Source organism: Candidatus Avelusimicrobium sp. (assembly GCF_050873505.1).
GTDB lineage: Bacteria > Elusimicrobiota > Elusimicrobia > Elusimicrobiales > Elusimicrobiaceae > Avelusimicrobium.
In genome coordinates this window covers 1-26,991 of sequence record NZ_JBNMIY010000004.1, presented here as the reverse complement: position 1 = coordinate 26,991, position 26,991 = coordinate 1, and the positions used below count along the sequence as shown (strand labels likewise).

Here is a 26,991-nt window from a genome sequence, read left to right as displayed (position 1 = left end):
GAGAAAGAGTATTACGAATTAGGCTTTATAACGCCACTTATATCCACCCGCATTAGGGCGTAGACCCTTGCAAACCATACTTATATTGGACGAATTGATGTGCATCTTCCTTCCCGCATCGGAAATTGAAATAAATCCTCTAATTACCTCATTTGTGTTAATATCTAGCATTTCAACGGCTTTGCGCTTGGCCTGTGTAGATTTTTCTATTCCACATTTAGGGCAGCCAGTACCATTTACCCGGTGGCTAACACTTGTCTCGTATTCATTACCGCAGGTGGGACAGACCCACCAGGCTTTTCTGTTTGAATGTAAAGAAACCATACTTGGTTTAAAATGGCCGTTTTTAGTAGGGTGCCACTCCTTGGACAAATCTGGGCGCAAATAAGTTAGGGAATTTTTTAAGTGTTCTGTCAAATATGACCTAATGTCATATTTGTCTCGTTCGGTATTTATGTCCATTGGTGCATAGACGTAAGAGGGAAATAGGGCCGTTTCTGCTGTGATATTAGCCAATAAAAGGCGGATGGCTTTATCCAAGGCTTTTTTTGTATCTCCTAAACCAGGAACATGAAAAACGCGATCAGCTGTTTGGCATTGTTCCTTATCTTGTGTAATATCCGCTTCTTTAAGGCGCAGGAGCTTAATGTGATGTTTTTTACAAATTTCATATTTTTTCATTTCACGTTGTAATTTTTCCCGTTTATGATAAAATATGCCATCGTATTCTATAGCGATTTTAATAGATGGAATATAAATATCTAATTCCATTCCGTTTGAAAAAATATCTTTGTAGCGGTTAATTGCATCGGGAAATATTTTCCGAACATAATAGAAAACAGCCTGTTCCGCAAAAGAGGTTTGCCTTCCGCTATTACAAACTGGACAATTTGTCCCGTGTGCACGGTGTGAGATAGTAGCCTGGTATTCATGTCCTTTAGGGCAAATCCACCAAACCTTTTTAGCTGTTCCATAAACTACCATATCGGGCCGTAAGGTGTTTTTAGTAGGATGCCACTCTTTGGCAAGTTGAGGATGGGTGGTTGCCAAATCATTTTTCCCCTTAACTGCTATGTGATTAGCACAACAAGGACAACCTCTTTTCAAAAAACGTCTATTAGCAATTTTTGCCTTCCACTCATATCCGCATTTGGAGCAAGTCCACCAAGCAAATTTGTTACTAGATGGTGGAAAATCCTGGGGTTGAAGTGGATAATTTTTTTCAAAATTCCATTCTTTTAACAACAATGGTTCGGTAATGCAGCCATTTTTTTGGATAAAGGAAACTCTGTGGCTTTCTGCGCGCTTTTTTGCACCGCATACAGGGCAGCCTGTTCCTTTCTTTGTCCTAAATAAAATTTTAGTTTGCCATTCACTATGACAAACAGAACAGATCCACCATACTTTTTTTGTACTTGTTGCAATAACTTGAGATGGCGTTAAATTCTCATTTTTCTCAAAATTCCATTCCTTGGCTATGTTTGGGAAACGGGTCTGTAAATCATTAAACCCAATTAAAAGTTGATGATTGGAGCAAATAGGGCAACCTTGGCCAGAAGATTTTTTATCTATAGTGGCCTGATAATTATGGCCTGCCGGACATATCCACCAAACCTTTTTATTGCTGTGGGTAGAACACTCTTTGGGCCTAAGATTTTTATTTTTCTCATAATCCCATTCTTGTAGCAGGGTTGGATCCTTTATTCCCATTCCTTGTTGTTGTATTTTTTGCCTACGATTTTTTTCTTTTCTTTCGGGCAAACATTGGGGGCATCCTGAGCCATATACTCTTTCTATAACACTGGTTTGCCAAATGTGCTTACATTTGGAGCACTTCCACCAGACTTTCTTTTTTGTTTTTGGAATAATGTCCGTAGGTTTTAGAATTCCGTTTTTTTCGTAATTCCATTCCAGAGCAAGTTCAGGATATAGAGTCTTTAAGTCATTATAGCCTACTAAAAGTTTATGGTTGGAACAATAGGGGCAATTTCCACCAGATGCCCTAGCCGTAATGGCCATTTCATATTTGTGCCCTTTGGGGCATAGCCACCATACTTTCTGATTACTATGTACCGTGTACATATCTGGCGATTTCCCGTTATTCCCTTCTATATCCCATTCTTTTGCTAGATTTGGAAACGCGGTTTTAAAATCATTAAACCCTATTAAGACTCTGTGCGAAGAGCAATAAGGACAACCTGCTCCAGCAGATTTTCGTTGGATCGTCATTTCATAGTTATGACCTTTAGTGCACTTCCACCAGGCTTTGGTATGACTTCCTTTACTCAGCAGCGAAGGATTTAAATGCTTATTTTTCTCAAAATCCCATTCACGTTTTAGGTGGGGGCAAATGGTAAATAAATCATTTATTCCTGTTTTAGGTACGCGTCCAGCACAAGCAGGGCATCCTGACTGATGCCCAATGCGGCTACTCCCACTTGCCTGCCAATCGTGTCCGCATTTGGTACATTTCCACCAGTATTTTTTATTGCTTTTCGGTCTGACTTCTCTAGGCGTTAATGGGGCATTCTTAGTTGGATGCCATTCTTTTGCTACTTCTGGATATAAAGTTGCGAGGTCATTAACCCCAGGAAAGGCAACTTGGCCACTACAATTCAGACACCCATGTTTTCTGTAAGTTCTTTTATTAATAGCTGTTTGCCATTCATAACCACATTTAGAACATTTCCACCAAACTTTAATAGCGCAAGCCATAGATAGCCGGTTGGGGTCCAAATCTTTATTCCGTTCCCAATTCCATTCTTTCATTAATTCTGCGTTTTCGCTAATATATTTCTTTGGCATAGTGGTTAATAATAATTTCATTATAGCATTGTCGGGATATCCCAAATACTGTGAGGTATAAAATTAAAAATCGCGGCTGACTTGAATCCAAATCCACAATATATCAGCTGACTTTGTTCCCGCAAGTAATCGGTCCTATGTATAGTGAAAATGATACAATAAACTATGGGCATTATAACTAAAAAACTGCAAAATATCGGTATTTCGGCATTAGAGAACTATTCCTTCCTTCTTACTGAACTAATTGCCGGACAGCCTGGTATTTATGCCTTATACAAGGGGGATGAGTTATATTACCTCGGTAAGGCCGTGAATTTAAAGCGTCGCCTTAGTCAGCATTTGAAAGACCGCCACTACAAAAAGTGGGATAAATTTTCGTTATTTATTGTAAATAACGAAAAGCATATTGACGACCTAGAATCTTTATTAGTTACAGTTTGTGAGCCGAAGGGAAATCGTCAGCATCCGCGTGGAAAAGCCGTAAATTTAGAAAATGATTTTAAGAAACGTATTGATACATATCGTCAAGAACAAGATGCCTTGTTGTTTGGTCGCAAACAAGTGGCTCATTCTCGCAAAACAATTCCTTTACAGGTAATTTATAAAAACAAAAAATACACGGCTAAGTTATTGTCTAATGGAAATGTGGTTCTTAATAAGCATGTTTTTTCATCTCCGTCAGCGGCGGGCCGATTTATTACAGGGAAAACATCAAATAATGGCCTGCAGTTTTGGAAAGCCAAAGACAAAAAAGGCAATATCGTTCCTTTGAAAAAAATACTTTATTAAACCCCACTTCGGTGGGGTTTTTGCTTGACTTCACTCCCGATAGTAAGCGGTAATAGAGATGGGCAAAAGATAGCCCATTAAACTTAACTATCGGGAGTTTTTATGAAGAAAAAAACTGCGACATTAAATGCTGTAAATAAATCAGACGCAAAGACTCAACAGGTGGGAAAAGGAGACAAAAAGGCTCAAGTCGAGATTACTGCTAAACCGACTGAGAATAACCTACAATCCTCCAAACCCATATCTGCCCTCGCAGAATTAGCCAAACTGCGAGAAGTGGCCACCCAGATTAATCCGCTGGCCCAATTAATTTCTAAAAATAAGCAACGGGCCGAAAAACACAACAATAAGAATCAAAAACTGCGGGATATCCGTATCCCGCTGCCCGGCTCTATATTGGAGAAAAAGTACAAAGGGCATCTTGTTGTGGTCAAAGTGTTGGAACACGGTTTTGAATACAATAATAAATATTTCAAAACCCTGTCCGCCGTGGCGTGTGCCATCACGGGGCAGCATTTAAGCGGGTATTATTTCTTTGGCTTATGAGTGACATTATAAAACCAATGAATTGTGCGGTTTATACCCGCAAATCCACCAGCGAAGGTTTGGAACAGGACTTCAACTCGCTAGATGCACAGCGTGAGGCCTGTATGGCTTTTATCAAAAGCCAGCGTGGGGAAGGCTAGCAGGCGCTAGAAAACTCTTATGATGACGGTGGTTATACCGGGGCGAATACCGATCGCCCCGGTTTGCAGCGCTTGATAGAGGACATCAAACTGGGCAAGGTAAATTGCGTGGTCGTGTACAAGGTGGATAGATTATCACGCTCTTTACTGGATTTCTCCCAGTTACTAGAATTTTTTGATAAGCGCGAAGTGTCGTTTGTATCTGTCACGCAGAATTTTAATACCAAAACCTCTATGGGTCGGCTAACGCTTAATATCTTGTTATCGTTTGCTCAATTTGAGCGCGAAATTATTAGCGAACGCACGCGGGATAAAATGGCGGCCTCTCGTATGAAAGGAAAGTTTTTAGGCGGAGGAATTCCATTTGGGTACCAGTTAGATGAAAAAGCCCATAAGTTGGTACCACACCCAGAAACCGCCGAAGAAGTACGATTCATTTTTAATAGCGTACTGGAAGAAAAAAGTGTTGTCCCGGTACTTGCGCAACTAGAAAAGCGGGGAATTGTTCTTCGGGAGCGGAAATGCAAAAATGGGCGGGTTTTACCGGCACGCCCTATTTCGCGTGCGCAACTTTATCATATTATTCATAATCCGCTGTATATTGGGAAGGTGCTTTACAAAAAGAAAATTTACGAGGGCGAGCACGACGGCATTGTGTCCATAGAAACTTTTGAGGCGGTGCAAAAACTGTTAAATAATGGACGAAAAATGTATGAAACGGTAAGGAAAGCAACGCCTGGCATTTTGCGTGGTTTATTGTTTTGCGAAGCCTGTGGCAGCCCAATGGTTCCTATTTATGGGAAAAAGAAAAATACGAAACATTTTTATTACATTTGCCGGAAGTGCCGAGAAGAGGGCTATAAGTCTTGTCCCACACGGACGGTACGACAACGCGAATTTCACTTAGCGTTAGTAGCAGAAATGGATAAAAATGGAGTTATCAACAGGACCCTATTTGAGAAATTATCAGAATACGAGCAAGAAGAAACCCTTAAATCTGTTATCTGCCGTATAGGTTATGAATATCAAGAAAGCAAAATTACGGTTGTTTTGCGCAGTGGAACCGAATTTTCGTTCTGTGCCAATGTGAAGCCACACTCTGGCCCTTGGAAACGGTCCGAATTGGCGGCCCGAAAAGCGACCAAACAGCCCAAGGTAGATAAAACCTTGTACAAGCAGCCCTTGGCCCTGTAAATTCGCGAATATATGCGCCTAAACGGCCTTAGCCAAGCCGCGTGTGCGCGGGCTTTGGGGCTTACGGCGGCTCGGGTTAGCCAACTCTTAAAGGAAAATTAAGTTTTTAGTGTTAAATTTTGGGAAATAGATAGAAAGATAACATAAAAGTAGTTGAAAGGGCGAAAAGACGGGATAAGGAAAATCTATCTATTTGATATCTCAGGGGAATTAGGCTTTTTTTACCGACGACGAAAGAGGAAAAAACCCTAAATCAGGCATTAAAAAATCCCGCCAAATGTTCAGCGGGATATAAGATGGGGTGGATGACGAGATTTGAACCCGCGACCTCCGGTTCCACAGACCGGCGCTCTAACCAGCTGAGCTACATCCACCATAAATCGGTACTATATTATACCAATTTTCCGGCGCGTGTGCCAAAATTATTCTTTTGCACTTTGTTTTGCCTAGGGCTTTTACCGGGCAAACCGCTATAATCTACCCTCAAAAGCCGCGTCCCCAACTCACACGCCTTGGCCGCTTACAGCAATTCCCCGGGCTTGACCTTGGGCCCTACGAGCGGCCCTTGCGCGTACGAAAAGCCCAGCGATTTAATACGGTCTGCATCCGCTTGGGTGGCCACATCGTCTGCTGCCAGAAAAATGCCTAATTCTTGGCATACTTGGCCCAAGGATTGCGCCAGCATATTGCTTTTGCGGTCGGGGGCTTGCGTCCACATTTGCCGCCCGATTTTCACGCCGTCTATCGGCATTTCTTTAAAGGCGGGCGACACCAGCCCCGTATAGCGCACGGTGAGATTAAATCCCTTTTGTTTTAGTTCTTCCCCAGCGGCTTTTAAGCGTGCATTTAAAATGTGCCGCTTGGTTTCCGTTAGTTCCAAGTACAGCCATTTGGGTTCTACATCCATTTCCTTGGCTTTGGCGGCCAAACGCTCCGCAAAGCCCGGCGCGGTCAGATGTTCGTCCGCTACTTTTACTACTATTGGCAGTAACTTTTTGCCTTGGGCTTTCCAGCCTGCAAGCGTTTCCAAGGCGGCGTCCAACAGATAACGGTCATACTGATAGATAAAGCCGTTCCTTTCAAACACCGGGCGGAAAACTGCCTGTTCCAGCGGGTCTTGGCGCTCGGGTACTGGCCAGTCCGCCACCGCTTCGGCCGCAAAAAGGGAATCGTCCTTTAAGGAGCGGATAGGCTCCACAAAAAAGCGAAATTCCTTTTTTTCAATGCCTTGGCGCATACGGCTTTCAATCAGCGCCTCTTCGGTGAGTTCTTGGTGCCACCGTTTTTGATAAAAGGCCACAATCTCGTCGTAGCGGCCCTTTACGCGCTTTTTGGCTACGCACGCGCGGTTGTACATCTCTTGGGCGGATTCGCGGCGGTCCTCAATAGGATAAACGCCGAAAGCCAACATTAGGGCAAAGGTCTTTTTGTCCTCGGTTTGAAAGTTGGAAATCTGCTCAGCCAGCAGTTCCAAGCGGTTTTTCAGTTCGCCCTCGGAGACGTATTCCAGCAACATTGCAAAGCGGTCCGCATACACGCGGGTAAACAGTTCATCTTGCTTTAAACTTTCTTGTATTACACGGGATAAATGCTTCAAGAGTATATCGCCCGTTTTAAAGCCGTAGCGTTCGTTAAACGATTGGAACTTGCCCACGTCCATTGCCACGATAGCATAGGATTGGTTCGTATGCGTGCGAAAGATTTGTTCCATTTCCGGGCGGATAGCGGCCAAATTTTTGCGTTGGGTAACGGGGTCCATAAAGGCGGTCGTAAATAACTTTTGCCGTGCCTTTTTTTGCTGAATATAAAAGTATCCCCACGCGCAGAGACCCGCGGCCACCACGGCCAAACACAGGCCCAAAAGCCGCCACACCAGCGCATTGATTTGGCGCGTCATTTGTACGGTGGGTACGACGGACAGCAGGTACCAGTCGTTAATGTTTAAAGGTTGGTAACTAATGTGCAGTTCGCCTTTTTCGGCAGATGTGTATTTTACGGTGCCGCTTTGGCGGTTTTGCATCGGCTCTTTAAGCGCGCGCGGCAGTTGGCCTTGCGGGTCATCGGGCAGATTAAAAATATTTTCCACTTGGCTGATAGCATTTTTGTGCAGGGCGCGGGCCACGCTGTCCCCATTGGCGCGGACAATGGCGGAGTAACCTTCCCCGCGGAAACTTTGCGTATCTAGTTCTTTGGCAAATTCCTCCACCGAGCGCGTGGCAAACAAAACGCCGATAATTTTTCCGTTTTTACGGGCGGGTACGGCTTCTACCAAAATATCTTTCCCGTCGGCCGCATCCGTAATACGTTCGGACACATTTGCTTCGCCAGCCAATGCTTTTTGAAAGTGTTCCTCGCTGGATAAGTCCAACAACAAATTATCACTTAACATTGCCATACCGTCGGGGCGTACAAAGCCCATACGCTTGAAATTATTGATAGCGGTTTCGTTTTGCATCAGGCGGTTAATGTGGCTGGCCGTCGGCTTGGATAGCGACTCAATCGCCGTAGCGATAGAGCGCAGCAGGGCTAAATCGTTAAAAACTTGGGTTTCCACTTCGTCTGTGGTTTGGCGTGCGACTTCCTCCAAGTACATCGTACGGTTGCGCTCCAAGGTGCGCTCAATTTGGTTTACATACAAAAAAATACCTGTGGATAACACCGCGGTACAAAGCAAAATAATTGCGGAAATTTTTTTAAAAGAAAGTGACTCTGTCATTTCTGTCCCCTATACACAAAAAAGAGCCGCAAAAGATGCGGCTCTTTTACTTTACCATTTTTCAAGGTGGATTTTATCCGGGTCAAAGCGGTCAATATCCGGCTTTTGTTCGTTTGGATAGCCAAGCGCAATTACGTTAAGCGGTTTTACATACTCCGGCAAGCCGAACATCTTGGCTAATGCGTTCATACGGTCCTCGTTGGGATAAACGCCCAACCATACGCTTCCTAAACCCAGTTCGGTGGCGGCTAATAAAATATTTTGCGTGGCCGCACCGCAGTCGGCAATCCAGTAGCCCGGCGCGTGTTCTTTGTGCGTATTGCCGCATACCAAAATGGCGCAGGCGGCTTCCTTTAACATTTGTGCGTACGGGTGAACCGTGGTAATTTTGTGCAAGGTGTTTTTGTCTTGCACGACGATAAACTCCCACTCTTGGCAGTTGCGCGCCGTAGGCGCCATCATAGCCGCGCGCAAAAGCGCGGTAATGTCGCCCTTTTCAATCGGTTTATCTGTAAAGCGGCGGATACTGCGCCGCTTGAAAATACCTTCCATTACGTTCATTTGTTACCCCCTTTTTTAAGCCGCAATACTTTTTCTTTAAAGAAACGGGCCAAGCCCCCGCGTGCGGTTTCGCGGTAATCCTTGTTCATATCCAGGCCCGTTTGCATCATCGTGGCTAAAACGTCGTCGTACGAAACGCGGTTGTCCCCGTCGGACATTAAGGCATAGGTGGCGCAGTCTAACGCGCGGGACGCGGCCAGCGCGTTGCGCTCTATGCACGGGATTTGCACGAGGCCGTCCACCGGGTCGCACGTTAGCCCCAAGTGGTGTTCAAGCCCCATTTCGGCCGCATAGGCGATACGGCGGTTATCGCCGCCTTCTAATTGGCAGGTGGCCGCGGCCGCCATTGCGCACGCCACGCCGACCTCGCCCTGACAGCCGACTTCGGCGCCGGAAATAGAGGCATTGGCCTTGGCCATATTGCCAAACAAACTGGCCGTCGCCAAGGCGTGCAAAATGGTGGTGTCTTCAAATTCGCAAATTTCTTGGATTAAGCGGCACACCGCAGGCACGACCCCGCAGGAGCCGCAAGTGGGCGCGGTAACCACCACACCGCCGGCGGCGTTCTCTTCCGAGCACGCCAATGCATAAGAAAACAGGTTATTCATACGGCGCAGGTATTGGGGGGAATTTTCCGCCTTGTAAAGGTAGCGGCGCGCCTTGCGCTCCAAATTTAAGGAGCCGGGCAATACGCCGCGCTTTTCCAAGCCGCGGTTCATTGTGGTTTGCATCGTCTTCCAAATGGTGCCTAAATATTGCCAAATGTCAGCGCCTTCAAATTCTTCCACATATTCCCATAACAGCATACGCTTGTCCGAAGTGTACTGCAAAATTTCCGCCATTGATTTATGGGGGTAAATGTTGTTGATTTCCTGCCCAAAGTTTTCGTCGGTGCGGACGTCGCCCCCGCCAATGCTGTACGCCACTTGCGCCCCCATTATATGCCCGGCTTTATCCAGGGCTTCAAAGCGCATAGCGTTGGGGTGTTTGGGTAAAAAGGTATTGTACTCCCACTCAATAGCGACGGGCTTGGGATAAAAGGCTTCTTTAATGGCGAAATCGGTCAAGTGCCCCTTGCCGGTAGCGGCCAAGGAGCCGTAAAGTACCGCCCGAAAAGACTCGGCGGACGGATAAGCGCGGTTGAACGCGTCGGCCGCCTTGCGCGGCCCCATTGTATGGCTGCTGGAAGGCCCCATACCAATTTTGTATAACTCTTTAAGCGATTGCATAATGCTTCCTTAAACGGGGAATATATAAAAAATGTTATCATAATTTATATGAATATTCTATCCGCTTTGTTAGTTGCTTTGGGGTTATCTATGGATAACCTGGCCGTTACGATTGCTTCCGGCTGTTCCCACCAAAATAAAATTCCCCTTTCTTATATAGGTAAAGTGAGCGCACTGTTTGCGGTGGCGCATTTTATTATGTTTTCCGTGGGCTGGCTGGGCGGCGCCGGAGTAGGGCGTTATATCGGCGCGGTGGACCATTGGATTGCCTTTGCGATTTTGGCCTTTATCGGCGTGCGTATGGTGAAGGAAGCACGCAACCCGCAGGACGAAGAAGATGTGTGCGTATTACACTCCTTTAAAACCTTGCTGGCCTTGTCGGTGGCGACGAGTTTGGACGCCCTTTTGGTGGGGATTGGGCTCGCGTTTACCGAGGCGCCCTTTTGGGTAACGGTGCTCACGCTGACGGCTTGCGTGTTTGTTACCAGTTGGGCGGGGTTTTATCTGGGAGCGTTTTTAGGGCGCAAGTTTGGCAAGGTGATGGAAGCCTTGGGCGGGCTGGCGCTTATTTTAATTGGCCTTAAATTATTGCTAGAAGGGCTGGGCATTTGGTAAAATGCTGGTATCTCAACCGGGAGGTTCCCTATGGGCATAATTGCCGTGAGTATCATTTTTTTGTGTATTTGTGTGGATAATATGGTGTCTGCCAATATGTCCGCTATGAAGATGTCGCCCGATAAAAAGAGCGTGTTTTCTATTAAAATGACGTTGTTCTTTTCGTGCTTTAACGCGCTGTTTTTTGCGTTGGGGTATGGGATAAGCGCCATTTTCTTTCATAATTGGGCGTATTTTGCGCATAATTGGGTGGCGTTTGCCTTTGTGCTCTTGCTGGGTATTAAGTTTATGTTGGAATCCATTGAAAAATCGCCCAGTTTCAGCAATTTGGATGCGGACGATAACCGCAAAATGATGAAGGTTTCCACCGTGCTGGCGCTCAATTCCTTTTTGGTGGGCTACGCCGTGGAAACGATGGAAAAAGCGTTCTTCCCGCAAGTGCTTATCTTGTTTGTGCTGACTTTCTTAATGACGCTTATCGGCTTCCACTTGGGCAACCAGTCCTCTAAAACGATTGCCAGCAAAAAAGTGGAACTGGCCGCCGGGATTGTATTAATTGTAATGGCGGTACGGCTGATTATTCTGTAAAGCAATTTTTAGTTAGTTGTGTTCGGGCCCCGGCTTATTTTTAGCCGGGGTCCGGTTGTTTATGGGCATTGTGTTTGCCGAGCGCTTGGCTTGGCGGCCCGTCAGGGAGTGGCCCGCAGGGTGCCGTCATCCCGTAGTGTTTTTATACGGGATCTGTTGTCTCGTAAGGGGGACAACAACGGCAAAAACAGATTCCCGACTACTACACTCGGGAATGACGGCTTTTTCTCTTTTGTTGTCTTTATATGATAGTTTCTGTTGTGTGTTGTTGTCATCCCCGAGTGTTTCTGTCGGGGATCTGTCGTTGTCTTTTTGTCTGTTTATTGTAAAGGGGTTGTTTCGTTTTTTTTTTTGTTAAAATTTTGATAAATCGCGGTGGACGTACCCGGATGTATCCGCTGTATAAAAACGCGTATAAAAGGCCGTTTTGCTCAAATATAAAGGCCTTAACAAGGAGAAAAAATGAAAGGATTTATGAATACTTGCCGTGCGGCCACTTGTGCTAGTGGCGTCATTCTGGAAAGTTGTAGTCCAGAATCTGTTGTTGCGAAACGGCGAGATTCCGTACAGAAACCTTATGGAATGACGTCTGTCTGGGGTGGCCACACGGTAAATACTTCTATTTTGTCATTCCCGAGTGTCGTAGTCGGGAATCTGTCGTTGTTTAAAAAAGGCAACGGCAACAACGGATCCCCGACTAAATTCCTCGGGGATGACGACAACAACATTGCTTGGGGTGGCCGCACGGCGAATATTTTTTGCGTTACAACCGCAGGTTTTACCTTGATAGAACTTCTCGTCGTCGTTCTCATCATTGGTATTTTGGCGGCGGTGGCATTGCCGCAATACAATGTGGCGGTGGAAAAGAGCCGCCTCGTCCAGCAGATTACAATGGTGGACGCCATTGTCCGCGCGCAAGAGGTGTATTATATGGCAAACGGAACCTTTGCGGGCGACTTGGACGATTTGGATATTTCCTACCCCAAGGGGTGTACCTTTGACGGTGGCGCAGGCGACCATACTTGGGTAAATTGCGGTAAATTTTCGGTCAATTACAAACACGGCGGTTCTGTTAGCAATGTGCACGGTTCCAATTCCTCCCATTGGAGCCAAGGTACCTTGCGCTACGAACGCATAATGTCCGTCGGACCGCAGGCCAACGACGCACACAAAACTTTTTGCCACGCGCAAACCTCGGACCAAACCGCCAACACCGTATGTAAAAGTATGGGCGGAACGAATCCCACAAACAGCCCCTTATTTAGTGGTTTTACCCGCTATACTTTGTAAAGATGTCCATTTACCTATAAAAAAACCGCGCCCGTAAAGAGCGCGGTTTTTTGTGAACTCAAAAGGCTTATTTGGCCAGTTGTTTCCAAGAGTTGGCTTCGTCTTTGAGCGCTTTTTTAGCGTCTTTGACGGCCTTTTTGGCTTCGGCTTTCTTGGCTTCGTTGGCTTCTTTTTGCGCTTTGGATTTGGCCTTGGCGTCGGCTTTGGCTTGTTTCAAAGCATCTTTTTGAGCCTTGGCTTTCGCTTTGGCGTCGGTTTCGGCTTTTTTAGCGTTGGCTTTGGCGGTTTCGGCCTTAGTCTTGGCGTCGGATTTAGCCTTGGCCGCTTTGGTCTTAGCGTCAGACTTGGCGGTGTTGGCTTTGGCCTTTAAATCTTTTTCGGCTTTTTTAGCATTGGCTTTGGCATCGGCCTTGGCCTGTTTGGCTTTCGCTTTGGCTTGGGCCTTGGCTTCGGCGGCTTTGGCTTTGCTGTCAGCGGAGTTGTTGGAGGCCTTGGCCGCTTCCAATTTGGATTTGGCGTTGGCTTTTTGCGTTTCCAGGTTCTTTCTCAACGTGGTTACCTTGGACATCGTGCATTCGTTAATGCAGGTTACATCCGCAGCGGCGCAACCGCAGTTGTCGGTGGCGGCGGAGGCGGCAGTCGGCCACGCGGCGGACAAGGTCAGCGCGAGGGCGAACAAGATGGTTTTCTTCATTGTGCTTCTCCTTTTGGAATTTAAATATCTTACTTGTTTATTTTACAAAAATTCGTTTTTCCCGCTCAACGCCCGATTTTTAATTAATTTTTCCCCTTGGTAACGGACGCAATTTTGATAAAATAATATATATGGAAACGATAGTTGCTTCTACCCCGTGGTGGATAAATGCGCTTTTAGGTATTGTGGTGGCCAATTTGCTGGTGTGGCCGCTTACGTCGCGCTGGGTGGAAAGCCACTTGGAAATCTTCCTTTTAATGGTGGGCGCGGCGGCGGTAACCATTAGCGGCGGGTGGAGTGTGGATTTTATTTACGAAACCCTGCAATATCCCGTTAATGTGGCGTTTATTGTGCTGGTTGTCAGCGTGATTTTTAACAATTATTCCCGCTATATCTTCCGCGTGCTTTTTGCGTTCTTCCGCAAATTGGAGCCGCAATACAGTTTTGCCCTGCTGGTATTTTTATTGGGGATTACGTCCTCGCTGGTTAGCGTAACGGTAGCGGCCCTAGTATTGGCCGAAGTATTAAAGGTTGTTAATTTGGAGCGTTCCTCCACCGTGCGGATTACTGTTTTTGCCTGTTACGCCATTGGTTTGGGCGCGGTGCTTACGCCGCTGGCCGAACCGTTGGGGCTGATTATTAATAACGCCCTTACCGGTGCACCGCACTTTGCGGATTTCTTCTTTTTAATGCGTCATTTCTTTGTGTGGATTGCCCCTGCCATTTTGCTTTTGGCGGCGGCGGCGGGGTATTCGGCCCGCCACGCGGGTACTACGATGCAAATGCACATCCGCGAGGACAAAGAAACATACGGCTCTATGTTGCGCCGGACGTGGCATATCTATATGTTCGTGGCCGCGCTTAATTTGATTAGTGCGGGTTTGCGTCCCTTGGCCCAAAGTACCATTACGCACTTGGGCGGAAAGGTCCTCTTTTTAGCCAATGCCGTGTCCGTGATTATTGATAACGCTACTTTGGCCGCCATTGAAATTGTGCCCACAATTTCAATGAACGACCTTATCTATATGGTGATTGGGTTGGCGGCGTTTGGCAGTATGCTGGTGCAGGGGAACCTGCCTAACATTGTGGCGGCTGAAAAGTTGGGCATTAAAAGCCGCGAGTGGGCCTCTATCGCCGTGCCGACCGGGCTCGTGTTAATGGGCGGTTACTTTATCATTTTGTGGATTGTTTTATAGGCCCGGGCCTAAATCAAACAGGGCCTTTTGGCCCTTGTGGACTGCTTACCTAATTAGTACCCTATATAAAAGGGAAAAATATGAAAAAATATCTGATTTTTGTTTTAGCCTGCTTAACGGCTCTGCCGTCTTTTGCGCAAAAATTGCCGAAAGCCCCCAAAGGAAAAGGACTTGCCAAGATAATAAAGCAACAGGCCCGTATTGTGCGCCAAGCCAATGTGCTTACGCAAATTCCGATTTCCACGCTTGCTTTAACTAATGTGCGTAAGGTGCAGGGCAAAGTTTTGCCGTCCGCCCCCACGCCGCATATGCCGCAAAACGCACTGCTGGCTGAGCGCTTAATGGCGCAAACCTTGCCGCCGACGGACCCGTTCCGCCTGCAACTTTTACTGGTGGACCCTTCCTACGAACAGCGTTTGGCGGTAATTAAACAATATCAAGCCACCTTGGAAAATTTCAAGCAGTTTAAAAGCGATATCAATCCCATCTTATACTACCAGTCCAAACCGTCCGAGCGGCGCACCTTGCCCACTTTGGAAAAAGCGCAACTGGTAGCGAAAATTATGAAAATGCACCGTCAGTTGCGTGCACTTAATATTTTGGTTGTTCCGCAGGACCAGCCGCTCGCGCAGGCCAATGCGTATGTGCGTTACGCAATGGAACAGGTGGAGCCTAACTTGGTAGGTATGTTGGATTCAGGCTTGCGGGAAAAAAGAACGGACCGCAAATTTAACCAAGATGAATTTATTATGGAAATGCCGAAAGCGGGGCGTCTAACTTCATTGAAGAATTATTTGCCCTATGCCTTGCGCGTGCGCCAAGCCGCGGGCAAACTGCCTGCCGGTATTAAAATGGCGGTGCTGAACGACCGCACCAGCGCGCTATCGGCGATTATGGAAAAGCATAAATCCGTCTTTTGCCCCAACTGGGAAATTACCACTTATAATGATACAGAGGTGTTATTGCACGATATACAATACGGGCGGGCCCAGTATGATATCATCATTACCGATTTAATTGTGCCCGGCGGCGGGGGATATTATTTAACGGCCAAATTACGCCACCAAGTTTTTAAGGGGACGATTATCGCGGCCACGGCTTTCCAGCCTGATGAACGCCTGAGTATCGGCCTGTTTAACAAGGGGTTTGACGGGATGATTTCCTTGCCGGAAAACTTTGAACTCCAAAAGGAGTGGCCGCTGGACGTAATGACCCGCTTAAACAATTATTTTTACTACCGGGATTTACACAACTGGAACCGGTAAAAAGAATTTTTTGTAAAAGCGCCCGGAGCATTAGCCTGCCCCGGGTGCTTTTTTATCTGCCCTTGTAAAAGATACAATATATATATGTTCAACTGGAAAGGATTTATTTGCGGCGTGGTTACTTCGGCCACCTTCGGGCTTATCCCGTTGTTTACCCTGCCGCTTCTGTCCGGCGGGATGAACGTCCCGTCTATTTTGTTTTACCGCTTTTTAATCGCCACCTTGCTGATGGGGGCGTTTATGGCGGTTACGGGCCGCTCCTTTAAGGTCAGCCGGAAGGAGTTTTTGGTTTTGGCCGGGCTCAGCCTTTTGTATATCGGCTCTGCGGTATTTTTGTTTTGGTCCTACCACTATTTGGCGAGCGGCATTGCCACCACGATGATGTTTTTGTACCCCGTGTTTGTGGCCCTTATTATGATTACGGTTTTTAAGGAGCGCAATTCCGTTTGGACAATGTTGGCTATTTTACTGGCCGTTTGCGGGGTGGCCCTGCTTTCTTGGAACGGCAAGGGCGGCGGCGTGAGTTGGACGGGGATTTTGCTGGCGGTGTTGTCCGGTTTTTCTTACGGGATATACATTATTTCCGTTAATAAATCTTGCGTAAAGGATATGAGTTCCACCAAATTAACCTTTTACGTTTTTATTTTTACGGCACTTTTTCTGTTGGCGGGCACGGGCCTGCTCGGCAAATTGCAGGGCGTAGCCACGCCAAAGGATTGGATGAATTTATTACTGCTTGCCGTTATCCCGACGGTGGTTTCCAACATTACCTTGGTGGCCGCTATTAAAGCGATTGGCTCCACCTTTGCTTCTGTATTGGGGGCGATGGAGCCGGTAACCGCTATGACGGTAGGCGTATTGGTGTTTGGCGAGCCGTTTACGCATACGACGGCCTTGGGCGTGGTGATGATTATCTTTGCGGTAATGCTGGTTATCTTGTCGCCCGCGCTTGAAAAGGGATACCGCACGGGGAAATTTTTGTATATTACCAAAGTAAAGGGGATTCACCCCAATATTGTGCCGTATCATTAGTAGGTTTTTGCTACAATATAAAAAAATAAAAGGAGAAACTATGGGACGCAACGGCTCTATTCATACAATCGTTTTAGTGCTGGTAATGCTGATTGGCTTCGGCGCGGCGCTTGGCTGGCCGCAGTACGAAAAGCACCGCACCCTTGTGGCGGCGCAAAAGGCCTTAGACATTGGCAAATCCTTGGCGTTTGCCGAGTCTTCCTATAAGGCGCGCTATAAAGCCTACACGCCCGATTTTGAATTGTTGGGCGAAGCGTTGCCTTGCCCGGTGGAACGCACGGAAGGCAAAATAGAAATGGTGTGCAGTGATTATGCCTTTTCGCTGGCGGAGGGGAATTTGGTGCGTGTGGCGCATAAAAGTTACCCCAAATGGTTTGATATTAATATAGACGAAGGCTCTATTGACTGTTCGCACGAAGAGGGCTCTTTGGTGGGGCAACACATTTGCGCCCGGGTGGATTTGGCTGGTTCTAATAATTAAGGAGAATATATGAAGAAACTCTTACTCGTATTTTTGGCTTTGCCGCTGGTATTTGCCTGCTCTCCCAGCGTCAAACGCGTGGAGACCAACTTGGTAAAGGATGTCAGCGGTGGCTGGAACGATACCGATGCGCAAATGGTCGCGCAGGAAATGATTACCGATTGCTTGCAGGGCGGCTGGTATAACCGCTATTTAACCCGCAAGGGCAAGGAACCCGTGGTAATTGTGGGTACGGTAACCAATAACACGATGGAACACATCAACACGGGCGTGTTTGTGGAAGAAATCCAGCGCGCGCTTATCAATTCGGCCAAGGTGGACTTTGTGGCCTCTTCCGCGGAACGGGGCGAAATCCGCACCGAACGCTTGGAGCAGGACGAGTTCGCTTCCGAAGAGACGCGCAAGGCGTTTGGCAAGGAAGTCGGCGCCGACTTTATGTTAAGCGGCGTTTTGAACTCCGTGGTGGACAAATCCGGCAGTAAGGCGTTGGTGTTTTATCAGGTCAATATGAAACTGATTAACATTGAAACGAACCAAATTGTCTGGAACGGCCAAAAACAGATTAAAAAGTACGTCAAACGCAGTAAAGTAACTTGGTAGTTTTTATGAAGAAGGCGCGCGCATTATGTTTGGGGCTGGTGTTGTTTTGCTCCGCTTGTGCGGCGCCTTCCTTGCGTTTTAAAACCGACGTAAACAAATTGGTTTCCGCGGGCCAGTTTAAACAAGCCGAGGAGCAAATTCTTTCCAAACAAAATAAATATTACAAAAAGAAGGACGCCACACTCTTTTATTTGGACCGCGCCTCCCTGTTGCACGACGGTGGAAACCCCGCCGAAAGCGACCAACTTTTTTCCTCCGCCCAGGATTTTATAGATGCCTTATACGCCAAAAGCGTAACGGGCTCCGTCGGGCGTTTTGTAATTAACGATTTAACCGCCCCTTATTACGCCGCCAATTACGAGCGCGCCCTAACTTATTATTACCGCGCGATGAATTTTTTGGAGCGGGGGAATATTTCCTCTGCCGCGGTGGAAATGCGCCGGGCCGTCTTCTTTTTGGACGAACTGCGCGGAGCCAAACGCACGGGGTATAACGACGACCCCTTTGTGCAATATTTTGCGAGTTTGGTTTTTGAGTCCGTGGGCCAGCGGTCCGATGCGCGCATTTGCCGCCAAAATGCCCAAAACGCCTATGAGCGGTTGGGCGGCAAATTAAAAATTTCTATGCCTGAATTTTCCGTCCCTGCCAATGCAAATAATTACGGCGAAGTGATTTTCCTGCATTATAACGGCCTTTTGCCCCTTAAAAAAACGCAAACCTTACAGGTGGCTTGGGACAAGGCCTTGGTGCTGGCTTCCTCGCCCACGGAGTCCACGGACCAAGTATCGCCCGAAGTACAAAACGCCCTAATGGCCGGGCTGTATGGCTCGGCGGTTACGCTTTCGTTCCCGGTGCTGGAAAACCAGCCCTACCGCGTGGCTTCCTCGTGGGTGCTGGCGGGCGGACAGGTATATACTACGCAAAAGGCGGCTGATTTTGCCGCGCTTGCCAAACTGGATTTAGAGGAAAAAATGCCCGGTATCTTGTTCCGCACGGCTACGCGCGCGGTGGTAAAGGAAGTGGCCGCCGTACAGGCGCGCCAACTGGCCGCTTCGGCTTCGGACAGCGACACAACGGGCGACTTGGCCGGGATGTTTGTCAGCGCCTTGGGGGCCGCCTTGGAAAAGGCCGACACACGCCAATGGTTTACGCTCCCTGCCGAGGTGCGTATGACGCGGATTTTTGTGGCGCCGGGTAATCAAAATATCCGGGTGTTGTTTCGGGACGGAAATGGTAATATAATAGGAGAACATACCTTTGAAAATGTAAACGTGCCGCGCGGGGGGCGAGTGTTTTTGCACTACCGCACGGCTTATTAGAGGGATTATGAAGAAACTGCTTATGATGTGTGCCGCGGCGTTCTTATTAAGTGCGTGCGCGGGTATGAATAAAAATACGGTCAATTATCAAATGTCCAAGTACGATTCGGCCAAATACTATGTAGTGGCCGGGGAAGGGATGAGCAAAAACGAGGCCGCCCAAAACGCGCTTACCAATATGCAGCGCGAAATGGTGCAAAATGCTCCGGCGGCCGCGGACCAAGGTGTGGTCCCGGATTTACTGGCCAATGCCGAGGTGGAAAAGGTCTGGCGCGATGCGGACGTATCTGCCAAGCATTACTACGCGCTTGCAGTCTTGCCGCGTGAACGGGCGCGCAAGGTGCTGGCTCCGCTGTTGGACCAAACCGATGCCAAACTGGCGGGGTTATCCGCGCAGTTTGCTTCGCCAGCCCAGCCGCTTGCCGATTTAAAGGTGGCCTTTAAAATGCAACCGCTTGTTTCCCGCCGCAGTGCGCTGGACGATATGTACCAGTTTTTAGACGCCGGACAACAAGCCTACGAGGCTGAAAGATTTTCCGCTTATAAAGACGTACTCAAAGAAAAAATGGCCGCCGTGTCGGTGGCGGTAGAAGTGGAAGGAGTGGAAAGCGAAGTAATGGTAACCTATGTGATAGACGCGCTGAACCAAATGGGGTTGGGCGTGGCGGATACCGCCAACGGGAGCGAAGCGGTGCTCGTTAAAATTATCACGGATGTGGACGGTTACGACTCCCAAAAAGTCCAAGGGCTTGTGTGGTGTTCCAGCGGGGCTTCGGTCAGTTTGGTGGATGTGGCGCGGGGGGCGACGTTTTCCCGCTTTAACGTACACGAACGGGCGGGTACTTCCCGTGCGGCGGATTCCCAACGCAAAAGTATGCAAAGCGTAGGGGAACAGGCGGCCAAACAGATTACGGCCAGGCTGGAATCCTACTTAAAAACCAAATAGGAGATAACAATGAAAAAACTGTTAGTATTCGTTTTATTATGTGCGCCGTTGTTGGCTTTGGCGCAACAGGCGGAGACCGATAAACCGGCCGATACCGCCAAGGTAGAGGACCCGGCCGAACGCAACAAAATGCTTTACTCGCTCGGGTTTTTGTTGGGGGATAATTTAAAACGCCAGTTAATCTTGGATAACGAGGACGATTATAAAGCCCTTTCCCAAGGTATGCGCGACAGCCTTTTAAACAAACAAGCGCAAACGGACTTGGAAAAGTACAAACCGCAAATCATCCAAAAATACCAAGACGACGCCAAAACCATTTCCGCCAAGCGCCAAGCCGCCCAGCAGGAATATATGGAAAATTTCCAAAAGGAAAAGGGCGTTAAGACCTTGGATAACGGCGCGATGATTAAACTCACCCGTGCGGGCAAGGGCAAAACGCCCAAGGCCGACAGCACCGTAAAGGTCCACTATACGGGAACCTTGATTGACGGTACGAAATTTGACAGTTCCCGCGACCGCGGCGAAGCCTTCCAAACGCGCCTTACCGATGTGATTCCGTGCTGGACGAAATCCGTCCAACAAATGAAGCCCGGTGCGCGCGCCAAGGTTGTCTGCCCCGCAGATACGGCTTACGGCAACCGCCCGGTGGGTCAAATCCCGGCCAACTCGGCGTTGGTATTTGATATTGAACTACTGGATATGGAATAATGTCCAAAACCAGTTACGCTTTAATAGCGATAATGGCGGCCGCGCTCCTGTATATGGGCGCGGCCCGCGTTTACCAAGTGTATGAACGCAAGGTAGCCGAGCGGGAAGCGGCGGCGGTGTCGTCGTTTTCCTTCCAAAATGTGCCCGTGTCGCTGGCAGCTCCGCAGGCCGAGCCTGTCAGTTACCCGGTGGCCTTTGAGCCCGCGCCGGAAGATGTGTATTTGGAGGACGCGCCTTTAACCGAGGAGCAAAAAGTCCAACAGGCGCAGGATACCATTGTGTCTATTTTGGACGATTACAAGGACGACCCGAATTTACAACAATTTAACCGTGCTTTATCCCAAGCCACGCAGGGAAAAGTGGACAATTTGGGCGTGCTTAGCGGGGACGGGCTTGCCCAAATTTTGCAGGAAAATCCGCAAGTGGGGCAGGTGGTGGCGGAGAGTATGAAGAACCCCGAATTTGCCAAAACGGTACAGCAAATCTTTACTAACCCGCAATTTATTGAAAGCGTAAAGCAGTTGCAAGGGGCCGATTTACAAAAAAACGTGAAAAAACAGGGGAAAATTTAGTATTCTATAAAGGAATAGGAGGTCTTTGTGATTAAAATTTTTCTCAAAGCAGCCATTTTGGTTTTTATTATTTTAAGTATTTACTTTATTGTAAACCCCAGCGCGTGTTCCAACCTGATGATGGGCCGCGTAACCAATTCGCCCGATACCGAGCCGCGCATTGACTTGCCGGCCGCTACCGCCGACCATAGCGAAATGTTCACTCCGTCCGGCGACCAGCCGCTTGATAAGTCCGCTAACAAAGAGCAAAAGGTGGAAGGCATTACCGATACCAATTCTTTGGTAAAGGATAACGCGGGCGAGGAATATTCCCAAGAGGATATTGACTACGCAGTTGCCAGCCGTTATGTGGAACTGGAAAACGAATACGCCCAGTCCAAAAAAGCGACCAAGGACACGGCAAAGGAAATCTCCTATCAGGTAATGGACGATTTTGAACTGACGCCCGAAGAGTGGGAAGCCTTCTTGCAGCGCGCAACCAAGAGCAACTTGTTTGATAAGGTCCGCCGCGATTTGGCCACCCCCGCTAAATAAGTAACCTCTTATCTTGTAAAAAGCCGCCTCTATAACTTGGGGGCGGTTTTTTGGTGTACTCTTAAAAGGTCTTGCCCATAAAATATCCCCGGGCCTATGCTGGGCATAAAACCGGGGCTATTTAAAGCGTTTTTTCAATTTAGATTAGTGGGGCAGCCTGCCTGCTAAAAACTCGGCTACGGGGCGCGTATGCTTGATTTTGCTTAATACAATTTTAATGGAGGCCGTAATCGGTACGGACAAAAACGCCCCGGGCACGCCCCATACCAAGGACCAAAAGATAAGGGAAGCCACAATAGCCGCCGGATGCAGGTCCATCCCCTCGCCCAAAAAGCGCGGCTCTAACAAGTTGCCAATAACAAACTCGGTGGCCGATAATAATCCCACCACCAGAAAGAACTGCGGCCCCAGCCCGTATTGCAAAAACAGCACCGGGGTAGGCAGTAAAACAGCCACAATGGAACCCACGCTGGGGATAAAGTTAAGCAAAAAGACAAACAGCGCAAACAGCGCGGCCAGTTTTACCTGAAAGCCAAACAAAATGGCCGCCGCAATAAATCCCGTAGCCAAAGAAGCCACCAACTTAACCGACAAATACACGGACACATTGGACAGCATTTCTTTAATGGCCGGGTTGGTAATGGGCGGAGCCTTTTTGCTCCCAAGCAGAAAAAACGTCATAAACAAAATAATCAGCGTGGTGTTGGACACCAAACTAAAAACCTTACTGCCGAAATTTCTCAGCCAGTTAAACACGGGCAAATCGCGCAGGTAGGTTTCAATAAATTTTTGGTCCAGCGTAATGCCGTGCTGATGCAGGCGGGACGTAATGTCCGTAATGGTGTCAATCAGGTTTTGGCGATAGACTTCCGCCCCCTTTAAAAATCCGCCCACGGAATTGACGGTAAACAAAATAACGCCTGCAAAAAAGGCCGCGCACAGTACAATGGAAACCGTCAGCGCAAGCCACGAGGGAAAGGAAAATTTGTGCTTTAAAAAAAGCGTGATTTGGGTCAAAATAGTGTAGAGAAAAACCGAAATAACCAGCGGAATTAACAGCGCCTTGGTATAGACTAAAAACGCCGTTACCACGCCTGCGGCGATAATCGTCAGGCAGATGGCGCTGGCTTTTAAATAGTAATAAATCGGTTTATCAGAACGCATTTTGCCCCCGGTTTTTTTCCGTTTTTTTGGCTATTTCCCGCGCCAAAAATAAAATTTTTCCCGTCAAAACTTCTACATCGCTTTGGCAGGCGGTCAGCAGCCAAACATTTAATTTGGCGGCTGTGAAATTTTTGTAGTTTTTGGCGAATAAATCGTAGGCGGTTGTCAGTTCGTCGCACGCGCGGGAAAGCGTTTTGGCGCGGCTGTTTAAGCCCTTGGCAGCCAAGGCCAAGTCGGCGGTCCAATCGCTGTCCTTGCATTGGCGGGCGGCGGCGCGGGCCTGCGTCCAAAAGGGTTCCCGGTCGTCTAATTGCTTGCGGAAATCCAAGCAATAAGCGTTAAACTGGGCGGCAAAGTCCCCGTCGCGTACGTCTATATTTTTGCGCAGTTGCTGTAAGATTTGTTCCAAGCGGCGGTTAAACTCGCGCAAGGCCTGCGCCGCGGCGGCGATTTCGTCGCGTAAGAGGTCGCATTGGTGCGAAATGTTGGTTAATAATTCTTCACAAGTCATAATACCGGGAAATTAATGGTAAAAATAGAGCCTAGTCCCCTGTCGGACACTACGCTAATAGACCCGTTGTGCAGGTCCAAAATGCGTTTGACCATAGCCAGCCCCAGCCCCCAACCGCTGATTTGCCCCGTGAAAAAATCATCTACTTGGTAAAACGGTTCAAAAATGCGGTTTACGTCCTGCGGGCGGATACCGGCGCCGTAATCGCGCACGGAAAGGGAAATGCTGTCGCCGTGGTTGGCGCATTGCACCTTAATAATTTTTTCCATTTTGTTGTTAAATTTAATGGCGTTTGCCAAAAGTTCCTGCACGCACAGGCGCAGCATTTCTTCGTTGGCGGTAACGCTCAACCGCTCCGGGCAGTCAATTTCTACAAATGTGCCGCGCTTGACGGAGCCGTCCTCTTGCGGGCTGACGGGTAACGCCAGTTCCTCTTCCAGCGTAATGGCCTTGGCGGCGCACTCCTTAATAAGCGGCTTTAATAAAACGGATTGCTTTTCCATCCCCTCGTGCTGGGCGGTAATTACTTTGTTAAACGATAGCAATTTATCCACCAGTTGGGACATTTTCCCGCCCTGCTTATTGATTTCCTCCAACGCCTTGGAGGTAAAGGGGGAAAATTTTTCCTTTCCGGCTTGGGACAATATAGCCTCCGAATAGCCGTTGATAATGGAAAGCGGCGTTTTTAATTTATGGGAAATTAACGTCAGCGCACGCGCGTTAATGGATACATTTTCTTCTTCGTTCATATCTTTCCCCTAGAACGAGGCCACCAAGCGGACGTATAAAATATCGCGTTTGTTGTCGTTATGTACGGTGCGGACGTGGTTATAGGCCAAATCGGCGTGTACATCCCGCGTAATGGCAAAGGTGTTTCCCGCGATAAAAGAGTGCTCCGGGTCCGCCGTGTAAAATTCCCCATAGCGGTAACCTAAATAAAGCGAGGACTGCTGGTCCGGCCACATCCACGTCAGGCGCGTACCCAAGGCATATTTGCCCAAGTCGTGCACCACATCATAGGTTTGCGTGGAGGCTAATTCCTGCTGGTCCATAATGCCGCGGAAGGCTTTTACGCCGTCAATGCCGTTTGGATATTGGAAAACCGTTCCGGCGGCTTCAAAGCCAAAACGGCGGAAGAAATTTTTAGTAAGGCCCAAGGTATAGGCAAATTGCGTGTAATCCTCGTTAGACAAAGAGCCGTCCGAATAGGCCAAGGTGCCTTTTTGGCGGGCAAACGAAGCGCCCAAATAAGCGTGTGTGTATAAGTCGTTTACGGTGTCGTCCTCTAACGTCATAATCAGGCGGGCCGAAACGCCGTAGGCGGAAGCATCCTGATAGTTTTCGTCTTTGCTTTTGTTCTTAAAATAGTAGAAGGGTTTTAAGTCTAATTTCAAATAGTCAAAATCCAACCCTACGGGCAGGCTGACGGAATAAATCGGGTCTTTAAAGCCGTCCTCTTTTACATATTTGGCTTCCACCCCGGCCAGTACATTTAAACTCCACGCGGCCACCGCGCTTACGCGGGCTTGGTCAAAATGTGATGCGCCGATATACGCGGCCGACACATCCACAGTGCGGGCCTGTAAAGCGGCGGAAGAAAGCAACAGCAAGGTAATAAATAAAGTGAGTTTTTTCATATACTCCCATTTAACCAAATTTAAAGCAGTTGCGGTATGTTTTTTCACTATACGGGGCCGCTTTATTTGGTAGAATAAAAAATATGAAGAAAATTTTTCCCTTATTTTTGATTCTTTTTGCCGCCGTTTTTGTGCAGGCGGCCCAAGTGGTCCGCGGCCCGTACATTGAGGACCCCACCCAAACCACAATGATTTTAAAATGGCAGACGGATACGGCCACCCCGTCGTGGTTGGAGTACGGCCCCGCGCCGCGCTGTAACCAAATTATGACGGTTACCCCCGAGGGTACCGCACATAAAGCCGTGCTGTACGGCCTCGTGCCCAACCAAGATTTTTGCTACCGCCTGTATGTAAACAACACGGCGGGCGACGGCGTACAGGAACCCATAGAGGGTTCTTTCCGCACGTTGTTTTCAGCCGAAAGAAAGGTGGTAAACTTTTTAGTGCTGGGCCAAACGGGCGCGGCGGAACCCCAGCCGACCGAGGAAAACCCGGACCCGGTGGACGAAGCCGCCCGTGCGCGCGAAGCGTTGGCTAATTTAATGGTAAAGGAAAAGAGCGACTTTTTAATTCACACGGGCAATATTACCGCGTCCGGCTTAAATGCGGATGCGGACCGCGAGTTTTTCACTCCGTTTAAAGAGGTGCTCGCCAAAAATCCGCTTTTTGTGGCGCTTGGGCCCAATGAATACGGCCCCAACCGCGATAGCCGCGACAGCAAGGCCTTTCTGCGCACCAACTATACGCGCTTCCACGATATGACTTGGAGCAAGGCTACGCCGAAATATTATTCGTTTGATACGGCCAATGTGCGCTTTGTATTTTTGGATACCAATGTGGCCGAGGGGGCCGTGTGGGCGCCGGAAATCGGCGAAAAATCGGCGCAGACCGATTGGCTGAAAACCACCTTGGCTTCGGCGGGGGAAAAGTGGAAGATTGTGGTAATGAACGCGCCTGCGTATTCCACGGGCGCGCGCGGCAGCCGCAACGAGGTCTTTGCCGCTTGGGGCAAAATTTTTGAAAATTACCGCGTGGATTTGGTTATCCAAGGCGGCGATGCGGATTACGAACGCACTTTCCCGATGTTCCGCGGAGAACCGTCTGCGCGCGGGGTAACGTATGTAATCTTGGGTACGGCCGCACCGGCTCCCACCAAACGCGAACACGGGGATTCTTCCACGGCGCGCTTTGTGGCGGCGCGGCATTACGCTTCCGTAAAAGTGGTGGACCGCAAACTGACCTTAAAGGCCTATAACGAAAACGGCAAACTGCTGGACACGTTAGAAATTTACTTATAAGACATTTTTGAAAGAATAATAACGGGGCAAGGATTTGTATTTCCTTGCCCCGTTTAATTTTTTTAAAGAGGGGGATTCTGAATTGGCGGCCTGCCCGGGTGCGGCCCGCAGTGTGCCGTCAGCCCGTAGTGTCTTTATACGGGATCTGATGTTATTGATGTCATTCCCGAGCGTTGTAGTCGGGAATCTGTCGTGTTCCTTTTTTTGATAACAACGGATCCCCGACTAAATTCCTCGGGGATGACAAGGGAAAACGACCACTTATTAAACAAGAGGTCATCTTGAACTGGCGGCCCGCAGGGCTTTCAGAATCTACCGATGGGGTTGTTTTGTTGTTTTTAACAATAAAGGTCATACTGGAAGGTTTGCCGGCGCGGAGCGTTCCAGTATTTGTTGTTTTCCTCTTTTTTATTCACGACAGATCCTGGACTACGACTTTCCAGGATGACGACAATGACTAATTACCCCAGCGGTAGGTCCTGAAACGAGTTCAGGACGACGCCCTTATTTTGTTGTGTTTTTCGCCGTCATCCCGGAAGGTTTTTATCCGGGATCTGTCGT

27 protein-coding genes, 1 tRNA gene and 1 pseudogene are annotated in these 26,991 nt (G+C 48.2%); 19 read left to right on the top strand and 10 right to left on the bottom strand.

Translation table 11 applies throughout. From position 1 onward, the window contains the following. Positions 1 to 18 precede the first annotated feature (18 nt). Entirely contained in the window at positions 19 to 2,826 is a 2,808-nt protein-coding gene (locus ACR0QV_RS03105; RefSeq protein ID WP_432634511.1) for a zinc-ribbon domain-containing protein, read from the bottom strand. Positions 2,827 to 2,970: 144 nt separating this feature from the next. Here ACR0QV_RS03105 and ACR0QV_RS03100 point away from each other — a divergent pair, with 144 nt between their 5' ends. The 5 genes and pseudogenes from ACR0QV_RS03100 (at position 2,971) to ACR0QV_RS03080 (ending at position 5,474) form a co-directional block, all read left to right on the top strand. After that, positions 2,971 to 3,594, top strand: coding sequence for a GIY-YIG nuclease family protein (locus ACR0QV_RS03100; protein WP_432634510.1), 624 nt, complete (start codon positions 2,971 to 2,973; stop codon positions 3,592 to 3,594). A 102-nt stretch (positions 3,595 to 3,696) separates the two neighbouring features. Then, the gene (locus ACR0QV_RS03095) at positions 3,697 to 4,140 is read left to right on the top strand and encodes a DUF2924 domain-containing protein (RefSeq protein WP_432634509.1); all 444 of its coding nucleotides are present in this window, start codon (positions 3,697 to 3,699) and stop codon (positions 4,138 to 4,140) included. Beyond that, positions 4,137 to 4,280: a hypothetical protein gene (locus tag ACR0QV_RS03090; protein WP_432634508.1), complete on the top strand. Its 144-nt coding sequence runs from the start codon at positions 4,137 to 4,139 to the stop codon at positions 4,278 to 4,280. Before ACR0QV_RS03095 ends, ACR0QV_RS03090 begins: the two co-directional genes overlap by 4 nt. A gap of 24 nt (positions 4,281 to 4,304) precedes the next feature. Continuing rightward, positions 4,305 to 4,610 (top strand): annotated as a pseudogene (locus ACR0QV_RS03085) (recombinase family protein); the annotation flags it as partial. Further along, entirely contained in the window at positions 4,596 to 5,474 is an 879-nt protein-coding gene (locus ACR0QV_RS03080) for a recombinase family protein (protein ID WP_432634716.1), read from the top strand. The pseudogene ACR0QV_RS03085 and the gene ACR0QV_RS03080, both read left to right, overlap by 15 nt. Positions 5,475 to 5,771: 297 nt before the next feature. On the opposite strand, the gene ACR0QV_RS03075 is transcribed toward ACR0QV_RS03080, so the two are convergent. The 4 genes from ACR0QV_RS03075 to ACR0QV_RS03060 all read right to left on the bottom strand — a co-directional run bounded on the left by ACR0QV_RS03075 (position 5,772) and on the right by ACR0QV_RS03060 (position 9,980). Next, positions 5,772 to 5,848 (bottom strand) — tRNA-His (locus ACR0QV_RS03075). Between the two features lie 146 nt (positions 5,849 to 5,994). Beyond that, positions 5,995 to 8,190 carry an EAL domain-containing protein gene (locus ACR0QV_RS03070; RefSeq protein WP_432634507.1) on the bottom strand — a complete coding sequence of 732 codons (2,196 nt, stop codon included), beginning with the start codon at positions 8,188 to 8,190 and terminating at the stop codon, positions 5,995 to 5,997. A gap of 51 nt (positions 8,191 to 8,241) precedes the next feature. Further along, positions 8,242 to 8,751: a nitroreductase family protein gene (locus tag ACR0QV_RS03065; protein WP_432634506.1), complete on the bottom strand. Its 510-nt coding sequence runs from the start codon at positions 8,749 to 8,751 to the stop codon at positions 8,242 to 8,244. Then, the gene (locus tag ACR0QV_RS03060; RefSeq protein ID WP_432634505.1) at positions 8,748 to 9,980 is read right to left on the bottom strand and encodes an L-serine ammonia-lyase; all 1,233 of its coding nucleotides are present in this window, start codon (positions 9,978 to 9,980) and stop codon (positions 8,748 to 8,750) included. Before ACR0QV_RS03060 ends, ACR0QV_RS03065 begins: the two co-directional genes overlap by 4 nt. A gap of 48 nt (positions 9,981 to 10,028) precedes the next feature. Between ACR0QV_RS03060 and ACR0QV_RS03055 the strand changes: the two genes are divergently transcribed. The 3 genes from ACR0QV_RS03055 (at position 10,029) to ACR0QV_RS03045 (ending at position 12,473) form a co-directional block, all read left to right on the top strand. Continuing rightward, a complete protein-coding gene (locus tag ACR0QV_RS03055) occupies positions 10,029 to 10,595 on the top strand; it encodes a manganese efflux pump MntP (protein ID WP_432634504.1) in 567 nt (188 codons plus the stop codon). A 30-nt stretch (positions 10,596 to 10,625) separates the two neighbouring features. Beyond that, positions 10,626 to 11,183, top strand: coding sequence for a manganese efflux pump MntP (locus ACR0QV_RS03050; RefSeq protein ID WP_432634503.1), 558 nt, complete (start codon positions 10,626 to 10,628; stop codon positions 11,181 to 11,183). Positions 11,184 to 11,645: 462 nt separating this feature from the next. Next, positions 11,646 to 12,473 (top strand): type IV pilin protein, encoded by an 828-nt coding sequence (locus ACR0QV_RS03045; RefSeq protein ID WP_432634502.1) that lies wholly within the window; start codon positions 11,646 to 11,648, stop codon positions 12,471 to 12,473. A 67-nt stretch (positions 12,474 to 12,540) separates the two neighbouring features. On the opposite strand, the gene ACR0QV_RS03040 is transcribed toward ACR0QV_RS03045, so the two are convergent. Then, on the bottom strand, positions 12,541 to 13,167 hold the full coding sequence (locus ACR0QV_RS03040) for a hypothetical protein (RefSeq protein WP_432634501.1): 627 nt from the start codon (positions 13,165 to 13,167) through the stop codon (positions 12,541 to 12,543). A 131-nt stretch (positions 13,168 to 13,298) separates the two neighbouring features. Between ACR0QV_RS03040 and ACR0QV_RS03035 the strand changes: the two genes are divergently transcribed. The 10 genes from ACR0QV_RS03035 (at position 13,299) to ACR0QV_RS02990 (ending at position 21,820) form a co-directional block, all read left to right on the top strand. After that, positions 13,299 to 14,363, top strand: coding sequence for a DUF1646 family protein (locus tag ACR0QV_RS03035; RefSeq protein ID WP_432634500.1), 1,065 nt, complete (start codon positions 13,299 to 13,301; stop codon positions 14,361 to 14,363). A gap of 80 nt (positions 14,364 to 14,443) precedes the next feature. Beyond that, a complete protein-coding gene (locus tag ACR0QV_RS03030) occupies positions 14,444 to 15,628 on the top strand; it encodes a hypothetical protein (protein WP_432634499.1) in 1,185 nt (394 codons plus the stop codon). 84 nt (positions 15,629 to 15,712) lie between these two features. Continuing rightward, on the top strand, positions 15,713 to 16,660 hold the full coding sequence (locus ACR0QV_RS03025; protein ID WP_432634498.1) for a DMT family transporter: 948 nt from the start codon (positions 15,713 to 15,715) through the stop codon (positions 16,658 to 16,660). A 40-nt stretch (positions 16,661 to 16,700) separates the two neighbouring features. Then, complete coding sequence (locus tag ACR0QV_RS03020; RefSeq protein WP_432634497.1) at positions 16,701 to 17,141, top strand: hypothetical protein; 441 nt, start codon at positions 16,701 to 16,703, stop codon at positions 17,139 to 17,141. A gap of 9 nt (positions 17,142 to 17,150) precedes the next feature. Next, complete coding sequence (gene lpoB, locus ACR0QV_RS03015; RefSeq protein ID WP_432634496.1) at positions 17,151 to 17,741, top strand: penicillin-binding protein activator LpoB; 591 nt, start codon at positions 17,151 to 17,153, stop codon at positions 17,739 to 17,741. Between the two features lie 5 nt (positions 17,742 to 17,746). Continuing rightward, positions 17,747 to 19,060: a hypothetical protein gene (locus ACR0QV_RS03010; protein ID WP_432634495.1), complete on the top strand. Its 1,314-nt coding sequence runs from the start codon at positions 17,747 to 17,749 to the stop codon at positions 19,058 to 19,060. Positions 19,061 to 19,067: 7 nt separating this feature from the next. After that, positions 19,068 to 20,006: a hypothetical protein gene (locus ACR0QV_RS03005; protein WP_432634494.1), complete on the top strand. Its 939-nt coding sequence runs from the start codon at positions 19,068 to 19,070 to the stop codon at positions 20,004 to 20,006. 9 nt (positions 20,007 to 20,015) lie between these two features. Further along, positions 20,016 to 20,714: an FKBP-type peptidyl-prolyl cis-trans isomerase gene (locus tag ACR0QV_RS03000; protein WP_432634493.1), complete on the top strand. Its 699-nt coding sequence runs from the start codon at positions 20,016 to 20,018 to the stop codon at positions 20,712 to 20,714. Further along, positions 20,714 to 21,286 carry a hypothetical protein gene (locus ACR0QV_RS02995; protein WP_432634492.1) on the top strand — a complete coding sequence of 191 codons (573 nt, stop codon included), beginning with the start codon at positions 20,714 to 20,716 and terminating at the stop codon, positions 21,284 to 21,286. Before ACR0QV_RS03000 ends, ACR0QV_RS02995 begins: the two co-directional genes overlap by 1 nt. 27 nt (positions 21,287 to 21,313) lie before the next feature. Beyond that, positions 21,314 to 21,820, top strand: coding sequence for a hypothetical protein (locus ACR0QV_RS02990; protein WP_432634491.1), 507 nt, complete (start codon positions 21,314 to 21,316; stop codon positions 21,818 to 21,820). Positions 21,821 to 21,964: 144 nt separating this feature from the next. Here ACR0QV_RS02990 and ACR0QV_RS02985 read toward each other — a convergent pair whose 3' ends face one another. From ACR0QV_RS02985 to ACR0QV_RS02970, 4 genes are read right to left on the bottom strand one after another with little or no spacing between them, the layout of a single operon-like run. Beyond that, positions 21,965 to 22,984: an AI-2E family transporter gene (locus tag ACR0QV_RS02985; protein ID WP_432634490.1), complete on the bottom strand. Its 1,020-nt coding sequence runs from the start codon at positions 22,982 to 22,984 to the stop codon at positions 21,965 to 21,967. Continuing rightward, complete coding sequence (locus tag ACR0QV_RS02980) at positions 22,974 to 23,495, bottom strand: hypothetical protein (protein WP_432634489.1); 522 nt, start codon at positions 23,493 to 23,495, stop codon at positions 22,974 to 22,976. Before ACR0QV_RS02980 ends, ACR0QV_RS02985 begins: the two co-directional genes overlap by 11 nt. Beyond that, positions 23,492 to 24,244, bottom strand: coding sequence for a sensor histidine kinase (locus ACR0QV_RS02975; RefSeq protein WP_432634488.1), 753 nt, complete (start codon positions 24,242 to 24,244; stop codon positions 23,492 to 23,494). Before ACR0QV_RS02975 ends, ACR0QV_RS02980 begins: the two co-directional genes overlap by 4 nt. A 9-nt stretch (positions 24,245 to 24,253) precedes the next feature. Beyond that, positions 24,254 to 25,132: a hypothetical protein gene (locus ACR0QV_RS02970; RefSeq protein WP_432634487.1), complete on the bottom strand. Its 879-nt coding sequence runs from the start codon at positions 25,130 to 25,132 to the stop codon at positions 24,254 to 24,256. Between the two features lie 83 nt (positions 25,133 to 25,215). On the opposite strand from ACR0QV_RS02970, the gene ACR0QV_RS02965 reads away from it, so the two are divergent. Beyond that, entirely contained in the window at positions 25,216 to 26,430 is a 1,215-nt protein-coding gene (locus tag ACR0QV_RS02965; protein WP_432634486.1) for a metallophosphoesterase family protein, read from the top strand. Positions 26,431 to 26,991 lie beyond the last annotated feature (561 nt).

Coding starts and splice junctions, on each gene's coding strand:
- ACR0QV_RS02970 (WP_432634487.1), bottom strand. CDS start 25,132: ATGAAAAAACTCACTTTATTTATTACCTTGCTGTTGCTTTCTTCCGCC.
- ACR0QV_RS03020 (WP_432634497.1), top strand. CDS start 16,701: ATGGGACGCAACGGCTCTATTCATACAATCGTTTTAGTGCTGGTAATG.
- ACR0QV_RS03030 (WP_432634499.1), top strand. CDS start 14,444: ATGAAAAAATATCTGATTTTTGTTTTAGCCTGCTTAACGGCTCTGCCG.
- ACR0QV_RS03010 (WP_432634495.1), top strand. CDS start 17,747: ATGAAGAAGGCGCGCGCATTATGTTTGGGGCTGGTGTTGTTTTGCTCC.
- ACR0QV_RS03060 (WP_432634505.1), bottom strand. CDS start 9,980: ATGCAATCGCTTAAAGAGTTATACAAAATTGGTATGGGGCCTTCCAGC.
- ACR0QV_RS03070 (WP_432634507.1), bottom strand. CDS start 8,190: ATGACAGAGTCACTTTCTTTTAAAAAAATTTCCGCAATTATTTTGCTT.
- ACR0QV_RS03100 (WP_432634510.1), top strand. CDS start 2,971: ATGGGCATTATAACTAAAAAACTGCAAAATATCGGTATTTCGGCATTA.
- ACR0QV_RS03025 (WP_432634498.1), top strand. CDS start 15,713: ATGTTCAACTGGAAAGGATTTATTTGCGGCGTGGTTACTTCGGCCACC.
- ACR0QV_RS02995 (WP_432634492.1), top strand. CDS start 20,714: ATGTCCAAAACCAGTTACGCTTTAATAGCGATAATGGCGGCCGCGCTC.
- ACR0QV_RS02975 (WP_432634488.1), bottom strand. CDS start 24,244: ATGAACGAAGAAGAAAATGTATCCATTAACGCGCGTGCGCTGACGTTA.
- ACR0QV_RS03035 (WP_432634500.1), top strand. CDS start 13,299: ATGGAAACGATAGTTGCTTCTACCCCGTGGTGGATAAATGCGCTTTTA.
- ACR0QV_RS02965 (WP_432634486.1), top strand. CDS start 25,216: ATGAAGAAAATTTTTCCCTTATTTTTGATTCTTTTTGCCGCCGTTTTT.
- ACR0QV_RS03065 (WP_432634506.1), bottom strand. CDS start 8,751: ATGAACGTAATGGAAGGTATTTTCAAGCGGCGCAGTATCCGCCGCTTT.
- ACR0QV_RS03090 (WP_432634508.1), top strand. CDS start 4,137: ATGAGTGACATTATAAAACCAATGAATTGTGCGGTTTATACCCGCAAA.
- ACR0QV_RS02985 (WP_432634490.1), bottom strand. CDS start 22,984: ATGCGTTCTGATAAACCGATTTATTACTATTTAAAAGCCAGCGCCATC.
- ACR0QV_RS03080 (WP_432634716.1), top strand. CDS start 4,596: ATGGCGGCCTCTCGTATGAAAGGAAAGTTTTTAGGCGGAGGAATTCCA.
- ACR0QV_RS03000 (WP_432634493.1), top strand. CDS start 20,016: ATGAAAAAACTGTTAGTATTCGTTTTATTATGTGCGCCGTTGTTGGCT.
- ACR0QV_RS03045 (WP_432634502.1), top strand. CDS start 11,646: ATGAAAGGATTTATGAATACTTGCCGTGCGGCCACTTGTGCTAGTGGC.
- ACR0QV_RS03105 (WP_432634511.1), bottom strand. CDS start 2,826: ATGAAATTATTATTAACCACTATGCCAAAGAAATATATTAGCGAAAAC.
- ACR0QV_RS03050 (WP_432634503.1), top strand. CDS start 10,626: ATGGGCATAATTGCCGTGAGTATCATTTTTTTGTGTATTTGTGTGGAT.
- ACR0QV_RS03005 (WP_432634494.1), top strand. CDS start 19,068: ATGAAGAAACTGCTTATGATGTGTGCCGCGGCGTTCTTATTAAGTGCG.
- lpoB (WP_432634496.1), top strand. CDS start 17,151: ATGAAGAAACTCTTACTCGTATTTTTGGCTTTGCCGCTGGTATTTGCC.
- ACR0QV_RS03040 (WP_432634501.1), bottom strand. CDS start 13,167: ATGAAGAAAACCATCTTGTTCGCCCTCGCGCTGACCTTGTCCGCCGCG.
- ACR0QV_RS03095 (WP_432634509.1), top strand. CDS start 3,697: ATGAAGAAAAAAACTGCGACATTAAATGCTGTAAATAAATCAGACGCA.
- ACR0QV_RS02980 (WP_432634489.1), bottom strand. CDS start 23,495: ATGACTTGTGAAGAATTATTAACCAACATTTCGCACCAATGCGACCTC.
- ACR0QV_RS03055 (WP_432634504.1), top strand. CDS start 10,029: ATGAATATTCTATCCGCTTTGTTAGTTGCTTTGGGGTTATCTATGGAT.